This window comes from Mesoplasma sp. JKS002658, assembly GCF_023566355.1.
Classification (GTDB): domain Bacteria; phylum Bacillota_I; class Bacilli_A; order Mycoplasmatales; family Mycoplasmataceae; genus Edwardiiplasma; species Edwardiiplasma whartonense.
The window spans coordinates 369,074-381,216 of sequence record NZ_JAKNSW010000001.1 but is presented as its reverse complement, the minus strand read 5'-3'; the positions used below and the strand labels follow the sequence as shown (position 1 = coordinate 381,216).

Annotated in this window: 7 protein-coding genes; all 7 read left to right on the top strand. The window is 32.2% G+C overall.

Translation table 4 applies throughout. From position 1 onward, the window contains the following. Position 1 precedes the first annotated feature (1 nt). The 7 genes from LD125_RS01765 to LD125_RS03915 all read left to right on the top strand — a co-directional run bounded on the left by LD125_RS01765 (position 2) and on the right by LD125_RS03915 (position 12,026). Complete coding sequence (locus tag LD125_RS01765; protein ID WP_250137402.1) at positions 2-694, top strand: class I SAM-dependent methyltransferase; 693 nt, start codon at positions 2-4, stop codon at positions 692-694. Then, positions 672-1,463, top strand: coding sequence for a Nif3-like dinuclear metal center hexameric protein (locus tag LD125_RS01760; protein WP_250137025.1), 792 nt, complete (start codon positions 672-674; stop codon positions 1,461-1,463). The genes LD125_RS01765 and LD125_RS01760 overlap by 23 nt, the downstream gene beginning before the upstream one ends. Before the next feature lie 2 nt (positions 1,464-1,465). Continuing rightward, positions 1,466-2,830, top strand: coding sequence for a DEAD/DEAH box helicase (locus LD125_RS01755; RefSeq protein WP_250137403.1), 1,365 nt, complete (start codon positions 1,466-1,468; stop codon positions 2,828-2,830). Positions 2,831-2,862: 32 nt separating this feature from the next. Continuing rightward, positions 2,863-4,452 carry a YitT family protein gene (locus LD125_RS03920; protein WP_250137404.1) on the top strand — a complete coding sequence of 530 codons (1,590 nt, stop codon included), beginning with the start codon at positions 2,863-2,865 and terminating at the stop codon, positions 4,450-4,452. Positions 4,453-4,598: 146 nt separating this feature from the next. After that, positions 4,599-8,549 (top strand): protein translocase SecDF, variant type, encoded by a 3,951-nt coding sequence (locus LD125_RS01745; RefSeq protein WP_250137405.1) that lies wholly within the window; start codon positions 4,599-4,601, stop codon positions 8,547-8,549. Positions 8,550-8,570: 21 nt separating this feature from the next. Next, on the top strand, positions 8,571-9,083 hold the full coding sequence (locus LD125_RS01740) for an adenine phosphoribosyltransferase (protein ID WP_250137023.1): 513 nt from the start codon (positions 8,571-8,573) through the stop codon (positions 9,081-9,083). 327 nt (positions 9,084-9,410) lie between these two features. Beyond that, positions 9,411-12,026 (top strand): lipoprotein, encoded by a 2,616-nt coding sequence (locus LD125_RS03915; protein WP_250137406.1) that lies wholly within the window; start codon positions 9,411-9,413, stop codon positions 12,024-12,026. The last annotated feature ends 117 nt before the right edge of the window (positions 12,027-12,143 follow it).

Genomic DNA, 12,143 nt, shown 5'->3' with positions numbered 1-12,143 from the left:
CATGCGCTTGATCAACCAAACTCGGTTAGACTTTTTATTAGAATTTGTAGAACCAGCAACTATTCTTGCTGATATTGGTACTGATCATGGATATGTTCCTATTGAAGCGATTAAAAGTAAGCAAGTGAGTCATGCTTATGGAGCAGATTTAAACTTCAACCCTTTAAACCAAGCGAGAAAAAACGTTGAAAAAGCCGGATTAAGTGCTGATATTGATTTAATCCAAACTGATGGTTTAACTTACTTTAAAGAACATAACATTAGGTTGGATTATGTTGTGATTGCTGGCTTAGGAGCACAAAGTATTAGCAAAATTATTGCTCAAGATTATCTAGGGATTAATAATTATTTAATTTGTGCAAATACTGATCCTTGACCAATCAGAGAACAATTACAATTAAAAAATCTGCTGATTAACCAAGAGTTTTTCTTAGTTGATCAAGACCAAAAGTATTGGTTTTTATGAGTTTCTCGAATTAGTGGTCGAAAAGTTGTTAGTAAACGTGATCTTTATTTGGGAGTAGATAAGCACTTATTGAATGATCGAGATTATCAGGAATTTTTAGCGCTCACCACAGCAAAATACAAAAAACTTTTACCCCTAGTTCATCATCAAAAACAAAAACAATTTTATGAACTTTTTATTAATATGGTTGAAAAAGGAGAAAATCATGGAAGCACAGAAAATAATTAAGTATTTGGATAAAAAATTCTCACCAAAACTTGCTGCTAATTGAGATAATTCTGGTGTGCAAATTTATCAAAAACAGCTACCTAATTTATTAGAACCAATTAATAAGGTGTTGGTTTGTTTAGATTTAAACCAAAAGGTCGTTGATTATGCAGTTGAACATCATTTTGAACTGATTATTACCCGACACCCACTAGTGTTTTCTAGTCTAGTGGTTGAAAACAAACAAAAGAAATCTATCTTTGCGAAGTTAAAAACCAACAATATCCTAGTTTTTAGTATTCATACTAACTATGATGCTTCACCGAACCAAAACTTGTTGAAAATTGTTGGTGAAAAACTCCCAATTTTAAAAAATAGACGGTTTGGTCAGGATAATGAGGGTTATTACTTGCGCTTGAAACAAGCAGTTAAACTCCCTGATTTTATCAAGGCGCTACAAGCTATTTTTCCAAACAGTAGCATGCAAATGAATTTGATTGCAGATGGTCAAGGTTTTGTTGAAGAATTTTATTTAATCCCAGGGGCTGGAGGCAGCGCATTAACTTCATTAAAATTAACCAATACTTTATTAGTTACTGGCGAAGCAAAGTGAAACGAGTTGGTTAGTGCTGATGATTTTAATAATGGGGTAATTTTATTGGGTCATTATATGGAAGAATACTTTGTTGGTGACCTTGTGTCGTTACTAACGAACGCGTTTGAGAGGGAACTGATTGTGGAAGGGTTTGACATCAAAAACCAATTGATAAATGTCGAAGGGAGAAAGTAAGGATGAATTTTAGTGATTTCGGTTTTAAAAAGTTTATTAACGATGGGTTAGAAGTCAAAGGTTTCACCACTCCTACCCAGGTTCAAGAAATGGTCGTTCCGATTTTGAAAAAACACCAAAATGTAGTTGGGATTGCGCATACAGGAACAGGAAAAACCTATGCATTTCTTTTGCCAATTTTAAATAACTTGAACTATGAAAAACAAGGTGTTGTTCAAGGTTTGATTATTGCTCCAACTCGTGAGCTGGCTAAACAAATTTATGATGAAGTCAACTTTTTTAAAAACTTTCAACCATTGTTAAAAACTGGTTTATATATCGGGGGAGAAGATAACCTAAAAATTGCTGAAAGTTTAACTCATCATCAACCTTTACTTGCGATTGGTACACCCCAAAAGTTAAAGGAATTATACGAACAAAACTTATTAAAACTAACTACTTCAACCTGGGTGGTTGTTGATGAGTTTGACATGATTTTTGATTTAGGATTTTTTGACGATCTTGATTTTTTGATGAGCAAGATAAAACAAGATTCTGTGAAAGCTTTGTTTAGTGCAACTATCAATCCTCAACTTTCACCTTTTGTTAAAAAATATATTCCTGCAGTGCAAATTGTTGACTTAATTCAGGAAAAGAAAATTACTAAGCAAGTAAAAAATATTCTAATTGATACAAAAAACAAGGACAACCAGGAAGTTTTAACTTTGTTATTAAAGAGACTCAATCCTTATTTAATGATTATTTTTGTTAATAATAAAAACGAAGTTGATCGGGTTGTTGGTTGATTAAAAGAAATCAGTATTGATCAAGTTGGGGTCTTGCATGGGGATTTACCTCCTCGAATGCGAGCAGCAATGTTGAAACGAATTAAGAATAATGAGTTTAAATATGTTGTGGCAACCGACATTGCTGCTCGAGGGATTGACATTCCTGGAGTTAGTCATGTTGTTTCGCTTGGTCTACCAAAAGATTTAAGTTATTATGTGCACCGAGCAGGGCGAAGTGGACGTAATGGTTTAACTGGAGAAAGTTATCTTCTTTTAAATTTAAAAGAACAAGATAAAATTAATTACTTGACTAACCACGGGATTAACTTTGAAGTTAAAAAGTTTCTTCATCAAGATTTGGTTAATGAAAAAACTTCTAAAAAAATGAATCCTAAAAAGCATAATCTTTCTAGTGAAGAACAAATTATTTTACATAAATATCACGATAAAAAGGTTAAACCAGGCTATAAAAAGAAACGCAAACAAGCTTTAGAGACAATTAAAAAGCAACGCCGTCGTCAACACATAAAAGAAAATATCGATAAAATTAAAAAAGCAAAATATCAAAAACGAAAAAAAGAAGTTTTTGGTAACGATTAAAATTAAGATAACACGCTATATAATAAAAACCAATGGCTGAAATCAAAAATAATAAAACTAAGTGAAGACATAGTAAAGAACAGGTTACAACTGAAGAAATTTATAGCAGTTCTTTATTTTTAGATAATCAAAAGTACTTTGTGCGCAAGGGCTGAAAGAACCTTGCTTTAAAAGATTATTTTCGTCATGATTTTCGTAGAGATTTACTTTTTATTTGTTTTTCTTCACTTCTAACAGTGATTGGTTTTGACTACTTTATTTCTGCTTCAGGATCACAAGGAATTTATCCAGGAGGATTAGGATCGATTGCGCGTTTTTTAGCAGTAATTATTACTCCGGGAAATAGTAGTGGAGCAATTGCTAAGCAAAGTACTTTTTATTATGTTTGGTATTTAGTTTTAAATGTGCCTTTTATGGTCTTTGGTTTTTGAAAGCTTGGTTTACGGTTTTCGATTATGACAATCGCTTATATGGTTTTACAAATTGGTTTTGACCAAATTATTAGTCACCTTCCTGTGATTAATCCTCGTGAATGACACATGATTATTGATTATCCTTTAGTGGCTAAGTTTGCTAACGGGTGAAATACCATTATCTGATTATTTATCTTTGCAATTATTGGTGGAGTGATTATTGGATTTGCCTATTCGTTGGTTTATCGCTCGAATGCTTCAACTGGGGGTACTGATTTTGTTACTTTCTTTTTTTCAATCAAAAAGAATAAAAATATTGGTTCTTTGAATCGTTATGTTAACTTTGCGGTTTTAGCACTAGTAATTGTTTTAAATACGATTTTTTTAAACATTCAAGATTTACCTTCACAAGCAAAGGTTTCGGTGATTAACGATGCTTCAAATAAAGACTTTCAATTTTTTTTAGATTGGTATGAAGCAAATAAAACAAATTTAAGTTGATCTAATCAGCTAGAAAATATTTTAAAAACCCAACAAAGTGCTTTGAATCTTTCTGATAGTCTTAGTGATGCGATTTTAAATCACCGGGATAAATTTGACAAAACCTACCATTATTTTATTAATCAATTAGCCCAAGAAAAACTTTTTACCAGTTATCCTAGTCATTTGGTTGCTAAGATTCGTTTCTATTATATTTTTGGTTCATCACTTTTTTCATCGATTGTTTATATTATTGTGTGTTCTAATGTGATTAACTTTAACTATCCTAAATATAAAGTTCGTACTTATGTGATTAGTACAACAAGATCAGATGAGCTGATTCAAACTTTACAAAACCAGGGTTATCGTAACGAAATTAATGTTAGTAAACCAGAGCAAATACTAGTTAATGGTCAACCAGATCCTGACCGAAAAATCATTACTTTAGCAATGACAGTAATTAATTGAAAAGCAATTTATAATTTGTTATTAAAAACCGACCCCAATATGATGGTAAAAGTGGTAACAACTAAAAAAATTGAAGGTAAATTTGACTATGAATTTAGTAATGACCATGTCCAGAATTACTTTACTAACGAGATTCTTAATAATAAAAAAAGTATGAAAAAAATTGATAAACTTGCTTATCAAAAAACTAAAAAAGAACTCTTAGCGTTAAAACAAAAAGAAAACCAGAAAAACTCAGAAAAAAAACAAGAAAACCAGTAAAACTTGTGCTTTTTTCTTGTTTTGATTTTAGGCATTATCAAAGTAAGATATACCAATGAAATAATGATTATTATATAATAAAGGAGTTATGGTTTTAGAACCAGAACTTTTTATCTTTCCAGGGAGAAGTTAGAAAGAGAGCGAGAATGAAAAACAAGTTTAATTATAAAAAATTAGTTCGTCTTTTAAGTTTGCTCCTATTAACGCTTGGGTTAGTATTGGGAATTATTTTGTCTAGTATTAAAGTTGATACTAACCTAGTTTATGGTCCTGAATATAAAGGAACATATCGGGTTAGTGTTAAAGTTAGTCGTGATGATAACAAGACAGTTAATCTTAATGATGCTTCTAGCTCTTTACAAGATAAACTTTCACCGTTTAACGATATCCCTTTAACTGTCAATAAGAAAGGGAAAAACCACCTTGAATTAATTGTTTCTCGTACTGCTTTTAACAATAATACTTTCAACTTACGACAACAAATTGAATCTGGTGGAGGAATGTTTGTGCTTAGTCGCGACCCTTCAATTACTGATAATACGAGTATGAGTAACTATGCTGACTTTTACACTAACAGCAAAGCTTTAGAAGCAGCAGGGCAGGATAGTAGTGTTCAACGTTTGAGAACAAACATGATTTTTAACCAAAAGATTAAATCAACAAGTTTATCAAATGGTACTGGTCGTTCACCTTATATTGACATGTCGTTACAAAAGGTAGCTGATAGCAGTGATTATGTTTTTCAAAAAATCATTCAAAGTGCTTTAACTGCCAGTCAAGGAACGACTGTTCCTCAGTTATTTTTTGTCACTGACTTGGAAGCTTTAATTAACGAGTTACGTTATTTTTACACTCTTGATGAAACTAATGATAAATTCTTACGAGCATACTACAATTTAATTATTCGTCCTGCTCAAGATTTATACAACACTAGTAATGATGACAATCTAAAAGCAATTTTAAGAAATTTGTTTGGGGGAACGATTACGTATCGAAATCCAGGGACAGAGCTGTTTTTAACCCGTTCAATTTCTTTGATTGATACAACTTATGATCTTTCCAATGCCCGACCAGTTATTAATGGTTCAACAATTAGTGGGACTAAGAGTTATGATGATTTAAAGAATATTTTAACGATTTTTACCCCTTTTGAGGATAGTGCTTCTGCAACAAGCAATTTTATTTATGCTAGTGATTTAACCACAGGATTAAGTAATGAGATTGAAACTTTACGTTTAGGAACTAATACTAACAGTGGTACTGCCCCAACAATTCATAAACAAGATGCATTTAATGATACGATTAACTTCTTTATGAATAAGGTTTTGTTCACTGATAAGGATGAAACTTCTCAACCTGTTTTAAACGAGAAGTTAACTAGTCTTTATGCGTTGATTAAAAATAACTTTGTTTATCATAACTATGATCAAACTCTTGGTGGGGTGATTGCTGGATCTGATAGTTACACTACAGGTAATTTAGTGTCGTCAGGAATGGCGTTTTTTACCCCAGGTTCAAATGGAAATGGATCGAGTACAAATAAGATTGATGCTGGATTTTATATTCCTACTACCACTTTAACTGTTGCTAAAAGAGCGGTTGCTTCAATTAAGCAAAATACTGCAGGCATTAATTATGGAGTGGAATCAATTATTAGCGAGAACGCTGTGATTAGTACTCTAGCATGAATCGTTTCAGTAATTATTCTAAGTTTGATTGCTTTGGCTTTAATGATTTTCTTGTTGTTTGTTTACCGTTTGATGGGTTTATTTACAATTATCATTGCAGCAACAACTGCATCACTCTTACTTTTGATTGGTGGACTTGGGTTCCATATTGTCATGGGTCCCCAGTTTATTTGTGCTTTGTTCTTAATTATTGGTTTTGTTATTGATATTAATCTCATCCTTTTTGATTCATTTGGTGAGAATTTCTATGAGAAAAAACACGGTGCTTTAACTTCGTTTAAAATCAGTAACAAAGAAACTTGATCAATTGCAATCGATGCTTTAATTGTCACAATCATTCCCAGTGTTGTTCTGTTTTGGGTTGGTAATGGGGAAGTGAAGAACTTTGCCACTTTAATAACGATTGGTGTCTTTTTAGCAATTTTATTAGCACTTGGCTTGGCACGAATTATTTACTGGTTATTAATGAAAAATAAACTGATTTTAGACAACCTTTGACTACTACCAATTAATACCAACATCAGGATTTTTAAAACTGCTAAGGAACAATATTTAATTACTTACTACGAACAATATTTAGAAAAGATGGATAAGAAGAGTAGGTATACTAGCAAAGAGTTAATTGCAATTAAAAAAGCTACCGATCGGTTGGTAGAATTGCACGCAAGTGTTGATGCCAAGAATGCTGAAGTTGTTCAAAAAACTGTTCGACACGAAGAAAAGTTATTAAAAAAACTTAAAAAACGTTTAATGCGTTTATATGGATGAAAAAATAGAATTAAGCAACTTTTCAAAAACAAGCACTGACAAAGTTTTGTTTCCACAAAGTTTGACCACCAGATTGATGATCTTGATCATGTGATTGAATTAACTCAAGCAGAAATTGAAACTGATAGTCAAACTCTTGAGAAGGTTGATAGCCAAGTTGCAAAAGTTTATAAAAAAACCCGATGAGTTAGTCATATTGGTCTGGTTTTAGGGGTTGCAATCCTTCTGATTGGCGTACTTAGTGCAGTAATTGGTGGAAGTATCGGGCCAAACTATTCTTCAAGTTATGGTAAGGGACAAAACTTCATTGTTTATGGAAACGGAATCACTGAAGCTTATGACCGGGTGATTAGCTCTGAGAACTGAGACAGCCAAGATATTAGTAAACTTGTTGACCAATTCAAGATTGAAGATGACCAATGACGAAATAATCATCCTAATGCTGATGATGATACTTTAAATACTCACCAAGCTGAAATGGTGCAGGACTTTTTACGCTATGTGATTGATCATGAACTTTACATTGAAATCACCAGTCAGGCAGGAGGTATTGATTTAAAGAAAAATACGATTGTCATGATTCCAAACTATGTGATTGTTGAAACTTCTACCACTACGGTTGCTGTAGAGGTTAATAGTAATGCCACTAATGAACGTTCTCGTTCTCAATTCAAAAAGTTGCTGCGTTTTATCGCTTATGGGGAATGAAGTAATAATAATGATGGTACTAGTGATGAGCAAATTGCTTCTTATACTCTTGAACCATATAGTGGCAAAGAACAGTTGCGTGATTTAGGAATTGTTTTAGGAATTATGCTTTTAGCCTTATTGGTTTATATGATTATTCGCTTTAAGTGAACTTATTATGTGGCAATGGCTTTGGGCTTGGTTTTAACAATTGGAAGTGTTTTCGCTCTGGTAATCTTGTTCCGCATTCCGGTTTCTATTGAGTTATTAAGTGGAATTGCTTTCTTGATTACTTGTTCATTAATTACGATGATGCTCGTGTTAGGGAAGGGAAAGAATATTCTTAATGCAGAAGCTAAGGATAAAATTTATCACCATTTTGATCAGGAAGTCGATGATGCAATTAAATTACGTCAGTACCGTTATGATCAAAAACAAACTTTAAAACAAGCAAAAAAAGCATTGTGTGATTTAAAAAAACAAGTGAAGCTAAGTCAAAAAAAAGTTGATCAAGACGAATCTCAAGATTTACTTAACCAGTTAGAAGTAGCAGAAGATAACTACGCTTTAATGAAAAAAACTTATCGTGATGACTATCAAGGGTTCAAAACTAAAACTAAAGAACAAATTGATTATCACGCTCGCAGAAACCTCTTCTTCAAGAATTTATATGCTCGTTTAATTGATTTTTCTCTTTGACGTTATGTTACGATTGGTGGATTCTTTGTTTTAACCGCACTAGCATTAACTGTTACGATGCCTTCAATTTTTAATTTTGGATTAATTATTTTGATTGGACTATTGATGGGAGGAATGGTATCATTATTCATTGTGATACCAACTTGAATATTTTTTGAAAAGAAACGAATTAGAAACGCTTATGCTTCTAAACAATTTGTAAGGTCTTTAAAAGTATCAGGTGAAGAACAGATTGTTGAAGGTATAAACGACTAATTAAGGAGACAGAAATTAGAGATGGATTTAAAAAAATATATTACTGATGTTCCTGACTTTCCTAGTCCAGGAGTAGTTTTTAAAGACATTACTCCGCTATTGAATCATCCCTCTGCTTTTAAAGCAGCAATTGATGAAATGGCTAAGTTTGTTCAAGAGCAACAAGCTACAGCAATTGTTGCTCCTGAAGCAAGGGGTTTTGTATTTGCTAGTGCAGTTGCTTATTTAACTAATACTAAGTTTGTTTTAGTGCGAAAACCAGGTAAATTACCTCGAGCAGTTGAGCAAATAGAATACACCTTAGAATACGGAACCAGTAAGGTGGAGATGCAAAAAGGTGATTTAACTACCTCTGATCGAGTGGTCATTATTGATGATATTCTTGCCACGGGAGGAACAATTGATGCAATTGTGGAGTTGGTTGAGAGTCAAGGATCAACAATTGTTGGAATTGAGTTTTTAGCTGATATTACTAAACTCCATGATCAAGAATTAAACAAAAAGTATAAAGTTAAGTCATTAATTACTTACTAAAATTTTGATAAGTTGTCAGTTTTAAATAATGAAAAACAGTGAAATCGCCTTTGCTTTTTCACTGTTTTTTTTGTCAAGATATTACCAAAATCTTCTTGTTGATTAATGAATTTATATGGCTAACTTTTATAAATTTCATCAAAAAATCCTAAAAAAATTTTAAAAATAAAACTTGAAAAATCTAAGACTAAAATGATAAAATAATAGTAACAAAGTGAGATTGTTAAAGAGTTATCAAGCGTTTTTTTACAACATAAATGCTAATGTTTAAATATAATAACAAATTACGATGTTATGGATTTTACTACAAAAGGAAAGTAAGTTTATATGAAGAAATTATTAACTATTTTGGGATCAATTGGTTTAACTAGTACTGCTGCTATAAGTGTTGTCGCTTGTGGAACGAAAAATCGTTCTGAAGTGAAAATCGATTTAAACACGTTAACTTTAAATAAGGAATCAATCACTATTTCAGAAGGCATGACCAAAGAAGATGTATTCCAAGCCTTCTTAAACAACAACAAAGACGTTACTGATCTTGAAGCAAACGTTGACTTAACGTTTAACGAACCAAGTTATACTACACCTGGTTCTTTAATAATCAAAGCCAAAGCAAATACAGCATACACTGGATCAATTATAATTACAATTAATGCAATTGGTCAAACAAGTTTAAACGACTTGCATCTAAAAACTTTATTATCACTTCCAGTAACTAACCAACAAGCAGCGTTTGATTCATTTATTAAGTTAAACTCTGAAGTTAGTGATTTACGCGATAATCTTGAAATTGAGAATTTTACTGCTCCAGATTACAACCAAACTGGATCATTAGAAGTTAAAGCAAAACCAAATACAAAGTACAGTGGAACTTTAACCATCACGATTCCAGAACTAATCAAAACTAATATCGCTCGCCTAGTAACAAACACAATCATTCAAGGTACTGAAAAGATGAATAAAGATGTCGCGTTTGCCGCTTTTTTAGAAGTTAATAACAGCTGAACTAACTTAAACGACTATGTTGAAGTTGATAGTTTTGCTGCTGCCACTTACACAAGTAATGGTTCTTTAACCATTAAGGCCAAAGCAAATACAGCATACACTGGATCAGTTATGGTTAGAATTAATGCAATTGGTCAAACAGCATTAACTGATCTTCACCTTAATTTAGAATTAAGTGAAGCATACACGAATCAAGATGATGCGTTTAACGCTTTCTTAGAATTAAATAAAAATGTAGCTGATTTAAGAGGAAACGTTCAACCAGGTGAATTTGTTTCATCAAGTTACGGAACTCCTGGGTCACTAGTCATCAATGCTAACAGCGAAGATAAATACCAAGGCAGTGTCACAGTTAACTTCGCAGAAATCAAACAAACTAACTTAAACACTTTAAATAAAAGTGCAATCACTGGGTCAGAAAAGATGGATGAAGACGCTGCTTTTGAAGTGTTCTTAAAGAATAATAACAGCATTACTGAACTTAAAGATAGTGTCGTCACTTCAGAGTATTCAAAACCAACTTATACCACTCCTGGTTCTTTAACTATTACAGCTAAACTAGGTACTAAATATACTGGTTCAATTACCATTGTAGTTACTGCGATTGGTCAAACAGCATTAACTGATCTTCACCTTAATTTAGAATTAAGTGAAGCATACACGAATCAAGATGATGCGTTTAACGCTTTCTTAGAATTAAATAAAAATGTAGCTGATTTAAGAGGAAACGTTCAACCAGGTGAATTTGTTTCATCAAGTTACGGAACTCCTGGGTCACTAGTCATCAATGCTAACAGCGAAGATAAATACCAAGGCAGTGTCACAGTTAACTTCGCAGAAATCAAACAAACTAACTTAAACACTTTAAATAAAAGTGCAATCACTGGGTCAGAAAAGATGGATGAAGACGCTGCTTTTGAAGTGTTCTTAAAGAATAATAACAGCATTACTGAACTTAAAGATAGTGTCGTCACTTCAGAGTATTCAAAACCAACTTATACCACTCCTGGTTCTTTAACTATTACAGCTAAACTAGGTACTAAATATACTGGTTCAATTACCATTGTAGTTACTGCAATTGGTCAAACAGCATTAACTGATCTTCACCTTAATTTAGAAGTGGATAAAGTATATACAAAACAACAGGAAGCTTTTGATGCATTTATTAAGTTAAACCCTGAAGTTAGCGATTTACGGGATAATCTTGAAATCGAGAGTTTTACTGCCCCAAGTAAAAATTCATTTGGTGAATTAAGCGTTAAAGCTAAACCAGATAGTAAGTATAGTGGTAGTGTAAAAGTTAACCTTAATAATATAATTAATTTAGACGATTTAAGTCTTGAAACAAATATTGCAGTACCTTTAGAATCAACACAAGAAGAAGTTTTTAAAGTATTCTTAGAGAAAAATAGTGATGTTTTTAAAGATAATCTTTTAAATCTTGATGAAGTTTTTCTAGAAACTTTCCAAGCACCTAAATATTCAGTAAACGGTCGTTTGAATATTGTTGCTAAACTTGATAGTCAATATCGTGGTACTGTTGAACTTAGACTTAGATACATTTTAACAAAGGATAATTTTGCTGCTGCTATAAAAGATCTTTCAGATAATGATTTACTTCAACCTACAGTTTGGTCTGGTTATCTTACACAATTAGGAAATTTGGCAGTGCGATTTAAAGAATTCTTAAACTGAGAACTTAAAGAATTTTGTGATTATGCTAAAAACATTACAACAGTTTACGTCAATAATTGAGCTTGAAACTTCCCTAATGGAGTAACGCCTTCTATAGAAGACTTAAATACTCCAGGATATGTTTTACATCTTCCTAATTTTTATTGCAATATTTATCTTGGTTTTTCCGACGGTCCATCGATTGCGATTCCTGGTTCTTGAAATATTTGATGAACAACACGTATTTGGCAAGAAACCTATTAGATATTGGTAAAATTTCTTCATCGTGTAATAATTTTGTAATTTATATAAAAAAACTAACTTTTATTAGTTAGTTTTTTTGTTTTAAGGAGTTGTTGCTTGCTTGGTAATTTCTATGAA